This window comes from Saccharibacillus deserti (assembly GCF_013618475.1).
GTDB classification, from domain to species: domain Bacteria; phylum Bacillota; class Bacilli; order Paenibacillales; family Paenibacillaceae; genus Saccharibacillus; species Saccharibacillus deserti.
In genome coordinates, this window is record NZ_JABJVN010000007.1 from 199,086 (window position 1) to 219,945 (window position 20,860).

Genomic DNA, 20,860 nt, shown 5'->3' on the forward strand with positions numbered 1-20,860 from the left:
GCCGCAGAAGCGGTCTCGGAAGGCTTTTTTGGTTAGGCGTTTCTGCTGCGATTGATGCGCAGGACCGTCTAGCGGCGCCGGGCCAGCGCGGAACCGACGACGCCGGCCAGAATGGCCGCCGCGCCGACCAGAGCGGCCGGGCCGACCTGTTCGCCGAGCAGCAGCGCGCCGGCTGCAAGCGCGACGACGGCGGACAGGCTGCCGAATACGCTCATGCGGGAAGCTTCGATCCGCGACAGCGCGTAATTGGACAGGTACGAAGTCGCCAGCGAAGAGAGGACGCCGAGGTAGAGCACCGCGGCCAGAAAAGAAGGCGAAGCGAGCGGCGCGGCAAGTTCCGGCAGCGTGCCGGCTGAAGCATGACGAATCAGCGCCAGCAGCCCGAACGTGGCGAAGCCGAGCAGGTTCATGAAATAGGTCAGTTCCTTGGGGCTGTAGCTTCCGCTCAGCCTGCGCGCCAGCACGTTATAGCCGGCCTGCGAGAAAGCGGAGCCAAGCAGAAGCCCGATGCCGATCAGGCTGGCGGAGAAAGCCGCGCCTTCCCGGCCTGCGAACAGGCAGGCGACGCCGATGACGGACAGCAGCGTAAAGACTTTCTGCATGGAGCTCGACCGTTCGCCGAGCATAAGTCCGGCGAGAATAAGCGTGAACACGGGCACCGCGCCCTGAATCATGCCGGCTTCGGCCGAGGAAGCGTAGAGCAGGCCGAACGTCTGCAGGCTGAAAAAAGCGACGGGGTAGAAGATCGTGACCGGCAGAATGCGCAGGGCGCCGCTGCGGATCTTGCGCAGGCCGCTGCGCTTGGGAAAAGCAAACAGGGAAGCGGCGGCAAACGCAAACAGGAAACGGTAAGCGAGAATATCGAGCGGGTCGGCGGTTTGGAGCGCGATTTTGACGAACAAAAAAGAAAATCCGATAATCAGCGCGTTCAGAATCGCGGCCGCGTAAGCCCGATTTGCAGGCCGGGTAGGCATGGGCAGTCAACCTCCGAAGCGTAAATGTCCGAGGGACGAAAGCGGGTACGGAGCCGGCGTTTATCCGGATACTCGGGAGATCGGGAAACGCCGGGCATTCCCGGATCCGTACGATCTCGGCAGGCAGTGCGGCCGCATCTGCACTTTTTATTCTAAACATCGCCCCGGCATGCTACAATAGACATAATGATGATCTGTACCGGTACAGATAGGGGGAGACGCAGCATGTACAAATATATGGAGCTGCTGAACGAGCTGGAAGGGATGATCGCAGGTTCCATGAAGGAAGGAGACAAGATCCCTTCGATTCGGACCCTTTCCGAACGGTATGTCTGCAGCAAGAGTACGGTGATCCGCGCCCTGTCGGAACTTGAACGCACCCATCTGATCTACGCTTCGGCCAAAAGCGGCTATTATGTGCTCGGCCGGGCCGCGAAGACGGAGCGGCGCAGCCGGACGATCGATTTGGCCCATTCCGCGCCGGATCCCGAAATTTTCCCGTACCTCGATTTTCAACAGTGTCTGAACAAAGCGATCGACACCTATCGGAACGATCTGTTCCTATACGGAACGCCCCGGGGACTGCCTTCGCTGATCCGGGAAATGCAGCGCCATCTGGCGGGGTATCAAGTATTTGCGGAGCCCGAGCGCATCTTCATCACTTCCGGTGCGCAGCAGGCGCTGACGCTGCTGGCCGGCATGCCGTTTCCGGGAGGAGCGGAGACGGTGCTGGTCGAACAGCCGACTTATCCGCTGTTTATCGCGTATCTCGAAGCTCACCGCATCCCCGCCGTCGGCATCCGCCGGGATGCCGACGGTATCGATCTGGATGAACTGGAGCGGATCTTCCGCGGAGGGCGGATCAAATTTTTCTATACGATTCCGCGCTTCCACAATCCGCTCGGCAGTTCGTATACCCGGCGTCAGAAAGAGCGGATTGTGCAGCTGGCCGCCCGGTACGGCGTCTATCTGGTCGAAGACGATTATATGGCCGATCTGGAGCAGGATGCCAAGTCCGATCCGCTGTATGCGTACGACCGGGAAGAGAGAACGATTTATCTGAAAAGCTACTCGAAAATCCTGTTCCCCGGACTGCGCGTCGGAGCGGCCGTGCTGCCCCGCGAACTGTCCGAATCGTTCGGACGCTACAAGCAGCTGCTGGACATCGACAGTTCGATGCTCTCGCAGGCCGCGCTGGAACTGTATCTCAAAAGCGGCATGTTCGATCGGCACCGGGAGAAGATCCGCGCACGCTACAGCCGGCGTTCGGAACTGCTCGGCGCCGCGATCTGCCAAGCCCGCGAAGAGTATCCGGACGTCTTCACGGGCCCCCCGCCTTCGCCCGGAGGGATTCATACGCATCTGCTTCCGCGGACGGCCGCCGCGCTGCCTGCGGTTGTCGAACGTCTGGGCCGCCGGTGTATCCGCGCGGAAAGCGCCGCAGCCCATTATCTGGACGGCTTCCCGGCCGAGGAGATGCTGAAACTGAACGTATCCGGGGTGCGCGAAGAAGATATTCCCGGCGGGGTCGCCGCGGTTGCCGAAGAGCTGGCGCGGGCCGTACGCCGACTGCTGCCTTCGGCTCCGGCCCAAACGCCCGACTGAGCACGGACACTCTTCGGCCGCTGCCGGATTCGCCCGACGAACGTGACTGCCTATCCCACCAAAAAGGAGCAAACGCCGAATGGAGCTTTTTATCAGTATTCTGTTCATGCTCGCGATCATCGGGCTTTCGAACGTGATCAACCGCTTTCTGCCTTTTGTGCCGGTTCCGATCATCCAGATCGGTCTCGGTGTCGCGGCCGAACTGCTCCCGCCGCATATCCATGTGCCGCTGGAGCCCGAATTGTTTCTCGTCCTGTTCATCGCGCCGCTGCTGTTCAATGACGGGCGGATCATTCCGCGCCGCGAATTATGGAATCTAAGAGCCCCGATCCTGCTGCTGGCGCTCGGACTCGTCTTCGTTACCGTTCTCGTGTTCGGCTATTTGATTCATTGGGTTATCCCGACGATGCCTCTGGCCGCGGCTTTCGCCCTGGCGGCGATCTTGTCGCCGACGGACGCGGTGGCGGTCGGCTCGATTGCCGGGCGAATCAAACTGCCGAAAGATATTATGCGGCTGCTGGAAGGCGAAGCGCTGGTTAACGACGCTTCGGGCCTCGTGGCCTTCAAGTTTGCCGTTGCCGCCGCCGTGACGGGCGCGTTCTCCATCTATCAAGCTTCGCTGAGCTTTCTGCTGATCGCGATCGGCGGCCTGCTGGTCGGCGCCGTGCTGTCTTTTGTCATCATCCGGATTCGGGTATTTCTGCGCCGGCTCGGGATGGAAGACGAAACGCTGCATGTGCTGATCCAGCTCGTCACGCCGTTCGTGCTGTACCTGGTCGCCGAGCATTTCGGACTGTCCGGTATCCTGGCGGCCGTCTCGGGCGGCGTCGTGCATGCGATCGAACGCGATCGGGCCGAATCGGTTCGGGTCAAACTCCAGGTGGTCTCGAACAGCACCTGGTCGGTATTCCTCTATGTGCTGAACGGCCTGGTGTTCGTTCTGCTCGGCCTGCAGCTGCCCGAAGTGCTGGGCACGGTCTTCGCGGATCCGGCGATCAGCAGCTTCGGCGCCCTGTGGCATGTCACGTGGATATCCGTCGGGCTGATCGTGCTTCGTTTCCTGTGGATCTATGCCTACTGGTTCTTCACAAGCCGGGGAGGGGGACTTGGCCGCACCGGAAAATCGCTGTTCCAGGCTGCGCTGCAGACGGCGCTGTCCGGTGTTCGCGGAGCGGTCACGCTTGCGGGTGCGTTCTCGATTCCGCTCGTTCTCAACGGAGGGGTGTCGTTCCCCGAACGAAATCTCATCTTGTTCCTGGCGGCAGGAGTCATCTTGTTCACCCTGCTGGCGGCGAGTATCCTGCTGCCGCTGCTGTCGGGCAAGGAAGCCGCCGAGACGCCGCAGGCCGAGCAGCCGCTGAAGCGCCGCATCTTGAGCGCGATTGCGCAGCGGATCGGCCAGGAAGAGCTGGCCGAAGGCCGTTCGGGCGTCAATGCGGCCGAAATTCACGATTTCACGAAATACCTGCAGCGGATGGAGGAGGCGACGAGTGCCTACGCTTCCGATCCCGAAGCACCGCGCCGCGAAGCCGACCTGATGTACGCCGGTATTCGCGCGCAGCGCCGGGAACTGAGCAAGATGGTGCAGGACGGCGATCTCGGCCAGGAAGAAGCGACTCCGGTGTTCGAACATCTGGCCCGGATCGAAGAGAGCATTCCGGGCCGTCTGGAAGCCCGGGTTACCGCGCCGGCGGCCGATATCGGCCGCTTTGCCGCCGCTTTGTTCGCCCGCGGCCGCCGCGGGGAACTTACCGACAAGCATGCGTTCTGTTCGCTGCAGACGGCCAAGACGCGTATGGCGCAGGCCGCGATCGAAGCGATCGACAAGCGTACCAACGATTCCAACCGGGCCGAAGCGAAGCGCCTGACCGACGGCTATAACCAGCTGATCGGCCGGCTGGCGAAGACGGATTTCGGCCTGCTGGGCGAAGAAACCGCGGAAGAACGCGAAGAACGAGAAGAACGGATGCAGGAACGTCTCTCCGCCATTCAGGAGCAGCGCGACCATGTGCAGCGTCTGTTCGAGAAAGGCGAGATCTCGCGCGACCTGGCCGGCCGGCTGCGGCAGTTTATCCGCTACCTGGAGACGGACGTGCCGGAAGAAGAGAATTTCGGGCATTAATTGCGATCGATCGAATCCCCAATGCCAAAAAGCGGGCCGTCCACCAGGGACGGCCCGCTTTTTTTATCGGTCATTCGGATCGGTCCGGCGTTTCCCGGAGCCGGCCGGTCCGTTAGACGGCCCGGGTTCCGCTGCCGGATTGTCCGATCATCTGCCGCTCGATCTGCTTCATTTCGTAGAAATAGCCGCGGCTCTGCATTAGTCCGTCGTATGTGCCCTGCTCCACGATTCTGCCGCGGTCCACGACGACGATCCGGTCCATCCGCTCCAGGCCGGCGAGGCGATGGCAGACCATCACCAGCGTATCGTCTTTCGCTTTGTCCAGCAGCGCTTCGAGCACGCGGCGTTCGGTCACGTAATCCAGCGAGGAGGTCGGCTCGTCGAGCAGCCACAGCCTGCCGCTTTTGAGCAGCGCGCGGGCAATCGCCAGGCGCTGCTTTTCGCCGTCGGACAGATTCTCGCCTTTTTCCAGTACGGGATCCTCCAGCCGCTTATTCGGCAGATCGACCTGCGCCAGTACGCCCAGCAGTTCGCGCTCGCTCCGCGTATCGTCTTCGAGCAGCAGATTTTCGCGAATCGTTCCCCGGAAAAAGTGGCTCTGCTGGAGCACGACGTTCGTGCTCTTCCACAGGTCTTCTTCGCTTAGTTCGCCGATCGGACGGCCGTTCACAAGGACCCGGCCTTCCGTCGGCGCATGCAGTTTGAGCAGCAGCTCCAGAATGCTCGTCTTGCCCGAGCCGCTCGGCCCGACGATCGCGGTCTTGGAAGCCGCTTCGAAGCGAAGCGAGACGCCGCTTAGCACCGGCCGCCAATCTTCCGCGTACCGGAAGACGACCTGGTCCAGTTCGGCGGAGATCGCCGCGTTCTCTTCCAGTTTCCCCGGCGGATCCGTGTCCGGTCCGCTTATGGCTTCGGCGGCGAACGTTTCGTTCAGACGCTTGGCGGCAAATTCGCTGTCCCGCTTATAAGCGGGCAGGGTCGCCATCGCCGCCGATTCGTCGAATACGGTCATCGAAGCCATGATCAGCATGGCGAGGAACACGCCGGCCATAGAGCCGTTCGCAATCAGGCAAGCGCCGAGCACAAGCACGCCCCAGGAAACGAAAAAGGTCATGAAACTGTGCAGCGATTGTCCGCGCAGCAGACGCAGCGCGTCCGCCTGCTGGGCCTGAGTCAATTCCGCGGATGCGGCAGCGAGATGTTCTTCGCGGGATTTCAGCCGCCCGTAGACTTTGAGGTCGATGAAGCCGTACAGCATTTCGGTCGCTTCGGCGGACAGGTCCGCGCGGCTTCGGCGGACCTGTCCATTCGTTCGGCGCTGCCCGACCGTCACCGCGGCAGGAATGGCGAAAGCCGTCACCAGCATTCCGACAACCAGCAGCAGCGCAATCCACAGCGAGAAGAACGAAGCGAAGATCACGGTGGCCAGAAAGACCGACGCGACAATGATCGGCGGGTAGGCGACGCGCAGGAAGTAGAACTGAAGACTTTCCACGTCTCCCACAATCCGTGCGAGCAGGTCGCCGCTGCGCTTGCGGTTCAGGATACCGGGGGTGAGCGGAATCAGTCTGCCGAAGAAATCGGTCCGCAGCCGGCTGAGCAGGGAGAACGTGGCCCGATGCGAAAACAGCCGTTCCCCGTAGCGGCTCGCCGCGCGGGCCAGACCGAGAATTTTGACCAGCGAAGTCAGCAGAATCAGGGTGTACAGCGGCGGTACGAAGACCGTTTTCGCGATCAGGTAGCCGCTGGTCGAGAACAGGACAACCCCTGCGATTCCGGCGAAAAACCCGCCCAGAATCGAAAGCAGAATGTCTTTGCGTTCTTTGAGCATCGCTTTGGCAAAAATGGAAAGTTCGTTCACGCCGTCACCCCTTCGCGCTGAATATCGACCATTTCGGCGTACTGCGGCAGCGTGTTCAGCAGTTCGTCGTGGCTGCCGCTGCCGATCAAGACACCCTGCTGCATAAACAAGATGCGGTCCGCATGCCGGATCGTATGCAGACGGTGGGCGATCGTCAGCACGGTTGCCCCGCGCGACAATTCCGCGATCGCCCGCATCAGAATCTGTTCCGTATGCAGATCGAGACTGACGGTCGGTTCGTCGAACAGCAGCACGGCCGGGCGCTTCAGAAAAGCCCGGGCCAGCGCCAGACGCTGCATCTCGCCTCCGGACAGTCCGCGGCCGCCGTCTCCGATCAATGTGTCGTAACCGTGCTCGAGCTCGGCTGCAAGCTCCGACAGCCCTGCCGCTTCGGCGGCACGGACAATCTCTTCGCGCGACACATCGCGGCCTGCGCCGATCGCTATATTTTCGGCAAAAGTGCCGGTGAACATATACGGATGCTGCGTAATATAGCTGACATGCCGGAACCAGGAATCTTCTTGGGCTGGAGTCAGCCTGCGCCCGCCGACCCGGACTTCGCCGAACGAAGGAGGAAGAAGTCCCGCGATCAGATGCAGCAGGGTCGTCTTGCCGGAGCCGCTGCGGCCGACGATCGCGATCTGCTGGCCCGGCTCGATCCGCAGCGAGCCGGCCTGCAGCCGGAACGTATCCGGACCGTAATCGAAGTCCAGGTCGCACAGCTCAATCGAAGGCGCCGCAGCCTGCGGCAGGGCAGGGAAGATTTCGTCCGCAGCTTCGTTGTCCGCGAATTCCCGGCCGGCTGCGGATTCCGCCAGCGCCGTTTCGATATTGCGGATAGCCCCGAGGCTGGTACGTCCGCCGTGGAAGGCCGTGCCCATATTTTTGAGCATATTATAAAATTCGGGCACCAGCAGCAGGATCAGAAAAGCGGCGTGGAACTGCATGCTGCGGAACACGACGAGCTGCAGGGCCAGTTCGAGCGCCACGATCCCGATGCCCAGCATCACGATCGTCTCCAGCGCAAACGTATTGGTGAACGCTACCCGCAGAATGTCCATGGTCGCATCGCGGTAGGACAGGCTGCTTCGCTCGATCTCCCGCTCCTGCCGCTTGGCCCGCCCGAACAGCTTGAGCGTGACCAGGCCTTGAAGCGAATCGAGAAACGTGCCGGAAAATCGGACGAGCTGTTCGAACTTCTCTTCCGATTTCTGTTGGGTCCGGATGCCGACAAGCGCCATAAACAGCGGGATAAAAGGAGCCGTGAACAGCAGGATCAGTCCCGACGGCACATGCAGCACGAAGACGGCGGCCAGAATCAGCAGCGGCACGATCGAAGCTTCGATCATTTTGGGCGTATATTGGCTGAAATAAGCGTCGGCTTCGTCCACCGTATCGAGGGCGAGGCTGACTTTGCCGCCCGTCTGTCCCTGCCGGGACGCAATCAGCGGATTGGACGCAAGCGCCCGCAGCAGCTTCGCCCGCAGTGTCTGCTTGGCGTCCGCCGCAATGCGCAGGCCGATCCTTCCGTTGGCATAAGCGAGCAGCGTACGGACAGCCATGACGCCCAGCAGCATGGCGAAGATGGCGATCATCGAAGCCGGAACCGCTTTTTCCACGAATACGCGCTGCACCGCCCCGGCCATCAGAACGGCCTGGCCGATCGTCGCGGCCCCGAGTCCGAGCGTCAGCAGCCGGATAAGGCCCGTTCTTTTTTTCTGCGCGGCCATCAGTTCGGCCAACAGGCCGCTTTTTCGGTTTGCGCGTCCGGATTTATTTGTGTTCATGGCCGTCCGCCTCCTCACTTTTTGCCTTTGACATAGTCCGCGTCGAACAGGAACAGCCGGAAGACCAGCGCCAGCGACGGAATCAGCAGCAGCAGGCCGGCAATAAAGACGACCACGAGCGCGATGCCCATCGCTTCCTGCGTAGCCCCGCCCTGAACGGTGATGTACGGGTCGAGAATGTACGGGTAGTGACCGATGCCGTAGGCGAAGAAAGCGCTCAGGAACTGCAGCATCAGGCCGATGAACGCCAAGCCGTAGCGGCGGCCTTTGAACAGCAGCCACAGCACGATCAGGAAAAAGAACACGGACAGTCCGAGCAGCCACCACAGATCCATCATGTTCTGGAAATGGCGGTTGTTATGCTGGCTCAGGTACAGCACGGACGTGAACGCGGCGATGATCGTCGGCGTGCTCCAGAACAGCGCGTAACCGCGCATCAGTTCCAGCGCCGGCTTGTCGTCCGCCCGGGAAGCGTAGAAAGCCAGGAACGACGCGCTGATAAACAAAACGGAGGTCAGAGCAAGACCGACGATGCTCCACGCCAGAGGGCTGGTGAACAGCGCCAGATAGTCCAGCGTCACAACCCTGTTGGTTTCGCTAATAAATCCGCCTTCGGACAGCACCAGCGCCACGGACAGCGAAGCCGGAATGAGCAGGCCGGTCGCGCCGTACAGAAACAGAAATACGATATTTTTCTTCGAGCCGTAGTTCTCGAACGCATAGAACGAGCCGCGGATCGCGAGCAGGATAATGGCGATACTGCCGGGAACGAGCAGCGCCGATCCGTAATAATGCGCCGCGTCCGGGAAGAACCCGATCAGACCGACGAAGAAGAAGACGAAGAACACGTTCGTGATTTCCCAGACCGGAGACAAGTAGCGGGAGATCAGCCGGTTGATCAGATGATCGTTGCCCGTCAGACGCGCATAGAAAGCGAAGAAGCCCGCGCCGAAGTCGATCGAGGCGACGATCAGATAGCCGTACAGAAAGATCCACAAGACGGAAATGCCGAGAATTTCGTAACTCATGATACCGGGTCACCTTCTTCCTGGGCTTGTTCGCTGCGCAGCGAGTCCGGCTTGGCTTTGGCGGCTTTTTCAAGTTCCGCTTCGGCCGGATTGTCCCGGAACAGCCGGCGCAGAACGAATACGCACATCGTGCCGAGCAGGATGTAGAGCAGCAGGAACGCGAAGAACAGGATCATGATGCTCGGCGAAGTCGTGGCGGCTTCTTCGACCCGCATATAGCCGCGAATCATCCACGGCTGCCGTCCGACTTCCGCATAGAACCAGCCCAGCTCGACGCCGAGAAAAGCAAGCGGCACGCCGAATACGATCGCGCGCAGCATCCAGCGGTTGAGTTCATTGCGCTTTTTCCAGAGCAGAAGCAGGAAGAACAGCGCCGACAGCGCCAGCAGCGCGAAGCCGACTCCGACCATGGCATCGAACAGATAATGCACCAGCAGCGGAGGCTGTTCGTCGACCGGGAACTCGTCGAGGCCGGTCACTTCCGCGTTGAAGTCGCTGAAAGCGAGGAAGCTGAGCGCTTTCGGAAGATGCAGGGCGCCCATAATCTCGCGTTCCGCATTCAGCCAGCCGAGGAAGATCAGATCGGCGCCTTGCTCCGTCTTGAAATGCCATTCGGCCGCGGCGAGTTTCTCCGGCTGATGCTGGGCAAGGAACTTGGCCGACGTATCGCCCGCAATCGCGGTCAAAAAGCTGAACAGCAGCAGGACGCCCATCATTAGCTTGAGGCCTTTTTTGGCATAATCGGTCGCGCCTTTCTTGAGAATGGAGAAAGCCGCGATCCCGGCCAGCAGCGCGGCACCCGTCATATAGGCGGAAGCCAGCACGTGGAATACCTTGGACGGCGTCGCTTCGTTGAACATGGCCTGAAGCGGATGCACCGCCATGAATTGGCCCGCTTCCAGCACGAAGCCGCCCGGCTGGTTCATGAAACCGTTGACCGACGTGATGAAGGACGCCGACATGGCGGCTCCCAGCACGATCGGTACGGTCAGCAGCCAATGCAGGTACGGATTGCGGAAACGGTCCCAGGTGTACAAATAAATCCCGAGGAAGATCGCTTCGAAAAAGAAGGCGAATACTTCCATGAACAGCGGCAGGGCGATGACATTGCCCGCCAGCTGCATAAAGTTCGGCCAGACCAGCGCCAACTGCAGCGCGATGGCAGTACCGGTGACCACACCGACCGCCACGGAAATGACGAATCCCCTTGTCCAGCGTTTGGCCATCAGCGTATAATGATTGTCTTTTTTGCGGATCCCTACGAATTCGGCGATAGCAACCATCAGCGGAATCGCGACTCCGATCGTAGCGAATATAACGTGGAACGACAGCGTAAGCCCGGTAACGAGCCGGCTCCACAGTACGGTATCGACGACCATGCGGTAATCCCCTTTCCTGTTCTCTCTATTTCATTTTCTGCAAATGAATTGAGTTCAGTATATCGGGGGTTTTTGCCGGATTAGAGCGCGGAACAAGCAGTTTCAAAAAAGGGTCAAAGCTTTGCGTCGATTTTGTGAAAAAGAAAACAAATGCCCGAACGAGCCATTGTTTCTCGGAGAGGGATGTGGTATTTGAAACTTTTTAGCATAGCAGGGTTGGTGGGGTGGAGGATGTGAGGTAGATCACGAAGTGGAGGGAGGAGAGAGGTAAATGCAGGCACGGCCCACTGCCCAAGCTTCCGACTGTACGCAAAAAGCCTGCCGAAGCGGCAGGCTTGCATACGGAATTGCGACTAGGCGGAGAAGATCCGGCAGGGAAACGAAACCTACAAATGTTCGTCCATCCACCCCGCGATATGCGACAGCCGCGCGACCCGCAGCGACGGATGGCCGCCGCGGGACAGATCGTGGCTGGCGCCCGGGAAGCGGACCAGCCGGGTCTTGCGGCCGAGGCGCTTGAGCGCGATGAACAGCTGCTCGCCCTGTTCGATCGGGCAGCGCAGGTCCTGCTCGCCGTGCAGGATCAGCAGCGGCGTGCGCATCTGCTGCACGTAGGCGAGCGGAGAATGTTTCCAGAGCAGTTCCGTGTCCTGCCACGGATCGCCGCCGATCTGGTCTTCGGTGAAGTACGGTCCGATATCGCTGACGCCGTAGAAGGAGATCCAGTTCGAGATCGAGCGCTGCGTCACGGCCGACTTGAAGCGGTCCGTATGGCCGACGATCCAGTTGGTCATGAAGCCGCCGTAGCTGCCGCCCGTTACGCCGAGGCGCGTCTCGTCGACGTAATCGTAGTTCGCCAGCGCGTGACCGACGATCTCCATCAGATCGCGATAGTCGCCGCCGCCGTAATCGCCCCGGCAGGCATTGACGAACTCCTGCCCGTAGCCATGGCCGCCGCGCGGATTGGAGAAGATCACCGCATAGCCTTTGGCGGCCAGCAGTTGGAATTCGTGCATGAACGTATGGCCGTACATCATATGCGGGCCGCCGTGGATCTCGAGAATCGTCGGCACTTTCGGAGATCCCGCCGAACTCGAAGCCGCCGCGTCGAAGCCTACCGGCTTCATGATCCAGCCCTGCACGTTCCAGCCGTCCTTCGTCTTTACCCAAAACGGTTCCGGCGCGCTCAGCTCCTGTTCGCCCAGCCATTCGCCGTTGGCGTCGGTCAGGCGCGTTTCTTCTCCCGTATCCGGCGAGAACCGGTACAGATCGCCCGGATTCAGCGGATCGGAGATCGCCACGACGAAACCTCCCCGGTGGTCGGGCGTCAATTGGTACACGTCGCGACCGCCTTCCAGCAGCACTTCGTGACCGGAGCCGTCCGCCGCGAAGCGGGCCAGACCGGCGCTGCCGTGACGCGTGAACAGCGCGTACACCGAACGGCCGTCTTCGGAGAACAGCGGTTCGGGCGAACCGAGACCCGAGCGCATATCGCCGACGACAAAGTTGCCGATCAGCAGATCGCGGTCGTCCGCCAGGCAGACGATGTCTCCGCCTTCGGCCGGGATACTGTACAGCCGGTTCAGCGTCGCGTTGTGATAAGAACGGTCGCTTGCGAAGAACGCGATCTTCGAACCGTCCGGCGAGAAGGCCGGCTGCCCGACGCTCCAGCTCGAATCGGTCAGCTTCCGGCGATTGCCGCCGTCCGCGTCCGCGACGTACAGATCGCTTACCAGCAGCAGGTCCGGATCGGTCCCGTCTTCGCCGTCTTCCGGAATGTAGGCGGTATAAGCGATCTTCGAGCCGTCCGGCGACCAGGCGAAGCTGCCGATATCGAACGCGCCGGAGGTCACCGGCTTCGCTTCGCCGCTGGCGGCATCTACGACGAACAAATGATTCCTTCTGCCGTTCCACAGTCCCGAACCGTCGCCTCGGTAGCGGATCCGGTCGACTACCACTTCTTTGAGCGGCTTGTCCGGTCCGGACACGTCTGCGTTCGGTTCGGTGCCCGATCCGCTGCCTGGATAGGGGGCTTCCTCGCCGGAGCCGCCAAGCTCCGCTTCGGACTGCGAAGAGACCAGCAGCCTGGAACCGTCGGGAGCCCAGGCGTAGTCTCCCGCGCCTTCGGGCAGATCCGTCAGCACGCGGGCTTCGCCGCCGTCTGCCGGAAGCAGCCAGACCTGGCGCTTGCCGCCCTGTTTGCGGACAAAGGCCAATCGGCTGCCGTCCGGCGACCAGCTCGGTGAAGCATCCTGCTCGCCCGATGTGAACACCGTATCTTTTGAGCCGTCAGGCGAAAGCATGCGGATTCTTGCAAGGTAGCCGTCTTTCGCTGCGTTGACCGTCCGTTCGGTGTAGACGATGCGTCCGTCCGCTTTCGAGACGTCGGGTGCGCCCACCCAGACGAAGCGGTAGAGATCTTCCGCGGTCAATCCGCGTTTTTCGCTCATGGTATAGCCCTCCTGTGTCGGGGCTGCCCTGGGGCAGCCGGCAAACTTTCTTTTATGATAAAGCAACCGTCCGCGATCGGCAAACCGGACATGACGTTTATTCCGGCGAAAAGGGAGGGGCTTTTTTTATTTTCCCGAAAACGTGTTCTGAGACCATCGATTCATTGGCTGTTGGTTAAATATACAGTAGAATCTATATCAATCGGCGATTGAAAATGGAAATGCTGCACTTTCGGAAAGCGGATGGGCCGATCCGAAAGGGAAGGGTGAATGGAAACTCGAATGAAGGCGACGGAAGAAATTTTACGGGTATGGAAACGTTTTGACGAATTTCCGATGGAGACGATCACGAAAGCCTGGCTGCATGCGAACGGCGAGCCGTTCAAGCCGAGAAGCGTGGCTCGAATGCGCGAACACCGTACCCAGTACGGCACATCCGGGAACTGTTTCGATCTGGCCCTTTGGCTCATGGACGAGCTGCGGAGCGAAGGGGTCGTCTGCTACCCGGTCGGAGAAAATCTGGGTACCGAGGACGCGCATGCGGCCGTGATCGCGATGGATGGAAGCGGAAGACGGTATTTGTGCGACCTCGGCGACCAATGGCTTCAGCCGATACTCGTCGATCCGGATACCGAAGAATACAGCGAATCGCCGCTTTCCGGCTTTTTCCCCGGGGCGGATATCGCGGTTGCTTCGGACGGCGGCAGAGCTCTTATCCGCTATATCCGTCCAGGCGGCAAAGAAAGCCGGGCGGAATTCGATCTGAATCCGGCGGGAGAATCGGAATTTCGGGAAGCCGCCGCTTACTCGCAGAGTCTGCTGTCGCTGCCGCTTGTGGAACGGCGTATTCGCCTTTGTGACGACCGGATCGTGCATTGGGAGTATGAGAACGGTCAATCGCAGATCAGCAGCGACCGCGGATTGTTCCATGAGAGCGATCCGTTCGGGGAAGAGACCTGGGCCCGGCGCATCTCGCGGCGGTCGGGGATCGACGAGCGGATCGTGCAGACGGCGCTGGATCTGTATGCGGCGGAAGGCCTGCTGTAGACGGACGCTTATCCGGGGTTCAAAAAAGGACGGAACGCGGCAGGGGGCCGCGTTCCGTCCTTTTTTGTCTGGGAGCCGCGCGGCCTTCGCCGCGTCTTGCTTAAGCTTCCGGGATGACTGCCGCGGATTGGCCGACCTCGTTGCGGCGGAATTCTTCCAGAAAGCCGGCGAGCCAGTCTTCGCCGAAATCCAGGGCTCCGTCCCACATCGGCGCAAGCTCCGCGTCGAGCCCCATGGTCCAGAAGCGGCGGACGAGCATGAACGTCCCGACAGCCGCTTCATCCGCTTCCGCGAAAGGACGGATGGAACGGTAACCTTCCAGAAACGCCTGCCACAGCGGTTCGATCCGCTCGGCAGACTGCCGCTTGCGGTTCTTGACCTGAGCCAGATCCCAGGCCCGCCAACCGGGCGCGGCAAACTCAAAGTCGAAATGCGCAAACCGATCCGCCTGCCGCAGCGCGTTGTTGTTGCCGTGCATGTCGCCGTGGCACAGTCCGAAGTCCAGCCCGTTCGCCGCGGCTTCGGCAGCAGCCGTCTCCAGCCCCTGCGCGTAGCGGCGCAGAAACGGAGCCTCCGGATGATCTTCGCCGATATAGTCAAGAATGATCCGGAGCGGGCGGCGGAGCAGGGCGTCCATGTCTGCCGGAGCACGCGGCGGCAAAGGTTTTCCGTTGGCGCTATCCGCCCCGGTTCCGGAGGACAGTCTGTCCATCGCTTCGTGCAGAGCAGCGGCGGACTGGCCGAACGCACGGCAGGACTCTTCGCTCTGCAGCGGATCTTCCGTGCCGTCCGTTTCGATCTCGATCATCAGCGCGCGCAGATCTTCCGCATCGTTTTCGGTCGCCGTTTGCAAGCAAAGCTCCCCCGAATGGGGGAGCTGCGCGGATTTGTTTTCGTTTGCGATATCCGGCTGCTCGGTTTTGTCGGGCATCGGTTTTCGCTCGGGGTTTCGGTCCGCCTTGCGCTCCAGCGCGTAGTGCAGAAAACGTCCGTTTTCCAGCATGAGTTCGCCGAGACGTTCGAACCCGCATTTTTGCAGCACGCGGTTCGAAGCGACGTTATTCGGGCGGGCAAGACCGTTGATCAGGCGAATGTCCGTATGCGCGAACAGCCAATCGGCAAGCAGCGTTACGGCCTGCGTCATATATCCTCGGCCGCATGAGGCGGCGGACAGGCCATACACGATCTCGCGGTTAGGCCGGGGAAGCTCGTCTTTGATGCCGGTGCAGCACCAGCCGACGAAACGTCCGCTTGAACGTGCGATCACCGCGAGCCGCAGCATCCGGTCTTCGACCTGCCCGCCCTGCGCCGCCGCTTCGAGGAATTCCCGGCTGCCGGGAATCTCGTAGTCGCGCAGCCAGATCCGCCGCGTTTCCTTGTCGACATGCCAGTCGGGCAGAAATTCGCGGATATGCGGCTCGGCGGTCACGGCGCAGAAATCGTCCAGATCTTCCGGCACGAACTCGCGCAGCAGGATATCCCGGCTTTCCAGCGTGAACGGTGCAGATTCGCCGTGAATCGAGCCGTAAATCGAAGAGTTGTTCATCTTAAACTCCTTTCGCGCGGGCTGGAATCGGCACTACAATTCCGCCGCGTAACGCTGCTCCTCGGTCTCGATCCCGAAGCCTGCCGCCCGGTACACGCGCAGGGCGTCTTCGTTGAGCGCTTCGACGTCCAGCTCCGCATCGGCGCAGCCGCGCGCCCGGATCTCCGACAGCGCCCGGTTCAGCAGAGCCGAAGCCAGGCCGCGTCTGCGATGCTTCGAGCGCGTCAGCACTTCTTCGATCTCGCCCGTCTCGCCGTCCGATATCCAGTACATGAGGCTTGCGGCTGCCGTACCCTCCGCATGAATCTGAAGCATCCGCCAGCCGCTGCGCGACGACAGATCGCCCAGTCGATCCGCCCCGATCGGCGTTTCCGGCCAGATCTCCATGTCCAGCGCCAGATAGTCATCGGCCAGTCCGCTGCTCAATACGTCATATTCGCGCCAGGTGTAACCGTCCGGCAGAGGGAAAGCATTTGTAGCCCCCTCCGTGCCCACGGTTGCGTCGGCGTCCGGCGAGCGTCGCTCCGCGAATGCATGGCACATCCGGTACTGCCGCTTCAGCGGCGAGAATTCCGGGCGCGAGGTGAAGTAACCGGTATTGGCCGCTTCTTCCGCGTAGTTGCCGAAGCCCAGCAGCGTGCCGTGCGTATCGGGAAGAAGGGCTTTGAGTTCCAGCGCCCGGGCATGCAGAACCTCGTACATCGCGCCGAGCAGCTCCGTATCGGTTTCGCGTTCGGGCAGCGTTTTTAAATTGAAAAAGATCCGGTGTTTGCTCGACGGTTTCGCCGTAGGCGGCATGGTGCTGAATACGTCCACCTGGCCTTTGGCGATGATCTTGTCGTCTTCGAACGCGCAGTAGACGTTCGGCCAGTTCTCCGGTTCGCCGACCCACCAGAAGGTGACGCGCCGTCCTTCGGCCGTTTGATTGTAAAAGGCACCGAGTGCCGGGAAGTCGCTTTCGCGGAAGCTTCGGATGGAATATGCAGAGCTATGGGTTTGCATGGAAATTGAGCCCTCCTTGAGAATATCGGAATTCGCAGAATGAGATTGCATCGAAATGGAATTCTCCTTTCCGGCGGGCAGCCCGCCTGCTTACAGTATGCTTCGGAAGAGAAAGGAAAAATGAACCGTTCTTGCGATGATCGGAATAATCGATCCGGGAAAGAAAAAGAATAAGCAAATACGCGCGTCTGATTGCCTGGGGGCAAACAGACGCGCGCTGCATATGAAGGGGAATTACGGTTGGAGAATCGAGCGCGACAGATCGTTTCGCTCATTCCGAATCCGGAATAAGCTTATAACCGGTAGACGGCGCGAGAGACGAATAGAGAACAAAAGGCCGATTGCCGGAATAGAGCCCAAAGCCGACTGTCAACCGTCAATCGTCGGCCCGGCGCAGCTCCGATAAGGCTTCCGGGTCGCGGTCGTATACTCGGATCTCGATCAGTTCCGCATACGGACTGCCGTTGGTCGCTTCGACGACGAGGCGTAGACTGCGGAGCGGGACGGGCTGCGCCAGCTTGTGGACGATTCGCCGGCGGCGGTTGCCCTGCCCGGAAGCGATCGTCGTCCATCCCGCGTTCGAATCCTGCGTGCCGTCCGCTTCGGCGGTTTCCAGCCGGTAATCTCGGACCAGCTCGGGAATAACGTCGAAGTCTGTGCGGTGGTGATGCAGGTTCACCAGGTCTTCGTTCACGTCGTCGTTGAACGTCAGATGAATCTCGGCGACAGTCTGCGGCTCGTTCCAATCGAGCCGCAGCCAGGGTTGGACCGGCGGTACGGAAGCCGGCCTCGTACCCGGGCTGCCGCCGCCGTCCATCCGCTCCGACAGCCACATCTGCGGTCCGGCGAACGGCCGATGATAGCCGTTAATCGCGCGCTCCGGCGCATAAGCTTCCGTCGCCGATTCCAGGCGGAAGCAGAACGGCTTCCGCGCCAGGCCGCGCATCTGCCACTCGACGACCGGCTGATTGTCGAGCCGGTCTTCCAGATCCTGCGAGACGCGCGCTTCGCCGCCGCGCTCGAAAGCCAGCACCCCGCTCAGCGGTTCTTCGGAGCGGTACAGACGTACGGCCGCATTCGCCCGTACGATCAAGAAAGCGTTGCGCGGCGTCTCCGGCCGCCACCGCAGATCGAAGCGCACCCAGTGCGCTTCGCCGCCGCCTTCGACGGAGACGGTCGCCGCCGCCCGCAGCGTATGCGGCACGTAGTTCTCGCCGCGGCCGGTGTCCCACAGCTCGGCCGTTACCTCGGCGTCTTCGTCCGCCGACAGAAGCAGGGACACGCCGGACACTTCGGGGTCCGCCGGGAAGAGCAGGGCCGCGTCCCGGCTCAGCGGGTACGCTTCGCCCGGCCGCTCCAGCGCCAGGCGGCGCAGCGCGCCCGAAGCGCTCGCTGATGCCGAGCGCGCCAGGTCCGCTTCGTCGCCGCTGCGCGCTCCGACGATCGAAGCCCCGCGCCGGATCAGCGTCCGGCGCAGCAGATCCGTATGCCGCGCGCGCAGCTCGCGCGGCGCCACGCCCAGGGCCGAGCACAGCGCGGCCCCCGTGCCCGCGGCCTCGCCGATGGCCGCGCAGGTCGCCATCACGCGCGTCGTGCCGAACGCGACGTGCGAAGCGCTGATGTTGCGGCCCGCCATCAGCATGTTGCTTACGTTCGCGGAATACAGCGACGAGAAGGGGACGTGGTACACGCCGTCCATGTGGTAATGCTTGGAGCCGCTGGCTTCGGCGTACATGCCCTGCGGCGGATGCAGGTCGATCGACCAGCCGCCGAACGCGGCGGCGTCGTCGAATTCGCGCTGCGCGACAATATCGTTCTGATTCAGCACGTAATCGCCGACGAACCGCCGGTATTCCCGTTTGCCCGGCAGCGAACCGACCCATTCCAGCGTCAGGTTCTCCGCGCCGAACTTGCCGGAATTTTTGATATAATCCCAGATGCCGTAGATGACCGAAGCCAGTTCGTCGCGGATCATCTCGTTGTCGTGTACGGTATCATGCTCGCCGCCCCATTCGATCCACCAGTAATGGCAGCCCGAATCTCCGCTTCGAATCACCCGTTTGAGCGGAATGGACGTCTGCGAGATGTCTTTGGCAAAAGACGGCGGAACGAACTTCACCGGCCTTCCTGCGTCCTGCGTATAGAACAGCATCGTGCTGCCCAGCGTGATGCCGTCGGCGATTTCCGGCGCCCATTCTTCGTTGTACGTCTCCCGCGCTTCGCGCCCCAGCATATATTTCGCGCCCGCCAGAAAACCGACCAGCCCGTCGCCGGTGCAGTCCATATACACCTCGCTCTCAAAACGGATACGCCGCTCCGATCCCATCATCCAGCCGGTGACCGAGAGAATACGGCGTTCTTCTTCGGAGCCTTCCGCTTCGACTTCGTGCACGTCCGTGTTCAGGAACAGCGTGATATTCGGCTCGGCTTTGACCGCTTCCAATACCGTGAGATCCCACAGATACGGATTGCCTTCCGGGTTGCGGTACTGGTTCTCGACGAACAGTTCGCCCATGATGCCCGTTTCCCGCGCATAGCGGTTCAAGCCGTGGGCGGTCGCCCCGCAGACCCATACCCGCACTTCGCTGCTGGAGTTGCCGCCCAGCACGGGCCGGTTCTGCACCAGCGAGACCGTACGCCCAAGCCTGGCTGCGGCGATTGCCGCGCAGACGCCCGCAAGCCCGCCCCCGATCACCGTGATATCGCTTTGCACCGTTTCGTTTCGCATGTTCGCACGCTCCTTTTTCGGCTGTGCCGGATTCCGCCGCCGCAGCTTGCGCATAAGGCAGCCCGCGGCGGGTTAACCGCGGATTGGTTTTCCGGCATGTCTTTGCTTTCAGCATAGAAGCAGGAGAGAAGCTTTCGAATGCAGAATTACGGCGAGAGGCATATACTTTATTTCATAAGTCCGCGTAACCGATCTTAAACGGGTGCGGTTTGAACGGAGGAGAAACGGATGAAGCTGAACGAACATATTCATTGGCGGAACAAAGCGCATTTCGATCTGGATGAAGACCGTTACGAAACGTGGACGCTGTTCGCGGTCGAAGAAGGGACGTTCCGTTTCGAGGTCGAACTGCCGCTTGAAGAGCCGGGAACTCCGGAAAAGCCGGAAAGGGAAACGGCGCTCCCGGGCTTTTCCGAAGCGGCACCGAATTCCGGTCCGCAGCAGGCGTCCGGCGGCCGGACGCCTGCTGCGGATGCTTCGCGCCCGGCCGCCGGTTTCCCCGAAGCGGCGAAGCTTCGCGCCGCTTCCCGCTGCGCGCCCGCGCTGCCTCTCGCCGGCGAAGCCGGCTTCGGCTCCGCCGTGCTGTGCCCGCCGGGCGGGCGGCTGCGCCGGCAGACGGTCACGCCGCTTACGTTCCATTACGTCCAATTCGAATGGTCCGAAGAACAGGACGGTCCCTGCCCTTGGGTCCCGGGCCTGCTGGCGTTCGAAGATCTCCGCCGCCTGCGTTCGAACTACGCCCATCTCCGCGGGGCGGAAAGCGACGCTTCCTCCGCGGGCAGGTCCTGGACGCTGCATCTGGCGCTGGACCTGCTGCGCCTGCATCAGACCGAACGCCGGCGCGATCTCCGGCCGGGCGCGCGGTTCACCGAAGACGCGCTCATGGCCCGCGCCGCCGCCGAGATCGAAGCGCGATTCGGCGCGCCGCTGCCCCTGGAAGCGTTGGCCGCGGAACTCGGCCTCGGTCCCGTCCAGTTTACCCGCCGCTTCCGGGCGGCGTTCGGCGAGACGCCTTCGCGCTTCCTGAAGTCGCTGCGGCTTGCGCGCGCCCGCCGCCTGCTCGGCGATACCGAGCTGACGCTGTCCGACATCGCCGAGCGCTGCGGCTACGAGAACGGCTTCTATCTCAGCCGCGTCTTCGCCGCCGAGACCGGCGTATCGCCTTCGGAATACCGCAGGCGCCGCCGGATCTGATTCAGCCGCCCGGATCTTTGTGCGGTCCGCGTTCGATCCATGCCGGAATTTCGCCCGATCATGAATAGAACAAATCTACGCATCCCGCTGACGGATATGCGCGGCCGCGTCGATCCGGTCGCACATATCCACGCAAT

General features: G+C 61.5%; 13 protein-coding genes. 4 read left to right on the forward strand and 9 right to left on the reverse strand.

The features are described 5' to 3' along the window. Positions 1–68: 68 nt before the first annotated feature. Complete coding sequence (locus tag HOP44_RS17570) at positions 69–974, reverse strand: DMT family transporter (RefSeq protein ID WP_172255658.1); 906 nt, start codon at positions 972–974, stop codon at positions 69–71. Positions 975–1,199: 225 nt separating this feature from the next. Between HOP44_RS17570 and HOP44_RS17575 the strand changes: the two genes are divergently transcribed. Together HOP44_RS17575 and HOP44_RS17580 are read left to right on the forward strand one after the other, a co-directional pair. After that, the gene (locus tag HOP44_RS17575) at positions 1,200–2,579 is read left to right on the forward strand and encodes an aminotransferase-like domain-containing protein (protein WP_172255660.1); all 1,380 of its coding nucleotides are present in this window, start codon (positions 1,200–1,202) and stop codon (positions 2,577–2,579) included. 79 nt (positions 2,580–2,658) lie between these two features. Next, complete coding sequence (locus tag HOP44_RS17580) at positions 2,659–4,701, forward strand: Na+/H+ antiporter (protein WP_172255662.1); 2,043 nt, start codon at positions 2,659–2,661, stop codon at positions 4,699–4,701. A gap of 112 nt (positions 4,702–4,813) precedes the next feature. Here HOP44_RS17580 and cydC read toward each other — a convergent pair whose 3' ends face one another. From cydC to HOP44_RS17605, 5 genes are all read right to left on the reverse strand, one after another. Further along, the gene (gene cydC, locus HOP44_RS17585) at positions 4,814–6,562 is read right to left on the reverse strand and encodes a thiol reductant ABC exporter subunit CydC (protein WP_172255664.1); all 1,749 of its coding nucleotides are present in this window, start codon (positions 6,560–6,562) and stop codon (positions 4,814–4,816) included. Further along, entirely contained in the window at positions 6,559–8,349 is a 1,791-nt protein-coding gene (cydD, locus tag HOP44_RS17590) for a thiol reductant ABC exporter subunit CydD (protein ID WP_172255666.1), read from the reverse strand. Before cydD ends, cydC begins: the two co-directional genes overlap by 4 nt. A 14-nt stretch (positions 8,350–8,363) precedes the next feature. After that, on the reverse strand, positions 8,364–9,377 hold the full coding sequence (locus HOP44_RS17595; protein WP_172255668.1) for a cytochrome d ubiquinol oxidase subunit II: 1,014 nt from the start codon (positions 9,375–9,377) through the stop codon (positions 8,364–8,366). Then, positions 9,374–10,756, reverse strand: coding sequence for a cytochrome ubiquinol oxidase subunit I (locus HOP44_RS17600; RefSeq protein WP_172255670.1), 1,383 nt, complete (start codon positions 10,754–10,756; stop codon positions 9,374–9,376). The genes HOP44_RS17595 and HOP44_RS17600 overlap by 4 nt, the downstream gene beginning before the upstream one ends. 386 nt (positions 10,757–11,142) lie before the next feature. Next, positions 11,143–13,206 carry a S9 family peptidase gene (locus HOP44_RS17605; protein WP_172255672.1) on the reverse strand — a complete coding sequence of 688 codons (2,064 nt, stop codon included), beginning with the start codon at positions 13,204–13,206 and terminating at the stop codon, positions 11,143–11,145. A gap of 270 nt (positions 13,207–13,476) precedes the next feature. Here HOP44_RS17605 and HOP44_RS17610 point away from each other — a divergent pair, with 270 nt between their 5' ends. Beyond that, on the forward strand, positions 13,477–14,253 hold the full coding sequence (locus tag HOP44_RS17610) for a hypothetical protein (protein WP_172255674.1): 777 nt from the start codon (positions 13,477–13,479) through the stop codon (positions 14,251–14,253). A 100-nt stretch (positions 14,254–14,353) separates the two neighbouring features. Here the strand turns inward: HOP44_RS17610 and HOP44_RS22875 are convergent, their stop codons facing one another. From HOP44_RS22875 to HOP44_RS17625, 3 genes are all read right to left on the reverse strand, one after another. Next, a complete protein-coding gene (locus tag HOP44_RS22875) occupies positions 14,354–15,799 on the reverse strand; it encodes a GNAT family N-acetyltransferase (RefSeq protein WP_246369894.1) in 1,446 nt (481 codons plus the stop codon). Between the two features lie 33 nt (positions 15,800–15,832). Then, positions 15,833–16,801 carry a GNAT family N-acetyltransferase gene (locus HOP44_RS17620; protein ID WP_172255676.1) on the reverse strand — a complete coding sequence of 323 codons (969 nt, stop codon included), beginning with the start codon at positions 16,799–16,801 and terminating at the stop codon, positions 15,833–15,835. A gap of 376 nt (positions 16,802–17,177) precedes the next feature. Then, positions 17,178–19,529, reverse strand: coding sequence for an FAD-dependent oxidoreductase (locus HOP44_RS17625; protein ID WP_172255678.1), 2,352 nt, complete (start codon positions 19,527–19,529; stop codon positions 17,178–17,180). A gap of 228 nt (positions 19,530–19,757) precedes the next feature. Here HOP44_RS17625 and HOP44_RS17630 point away from each other — a divergent pair, with 228 nt between their 5' ends. Next, complete coding sequence (locus HOP44_RS17630) at positions 19,758–20,723, forward strand: AraC family transcriptional regulator (protein WP_172255680.1); 966 nt, start codon at positions 19,758–19,760, stop codon at positions 20,721–20,723. Positions 20,724–20,860: the final 137 nt, after the last annotated feature.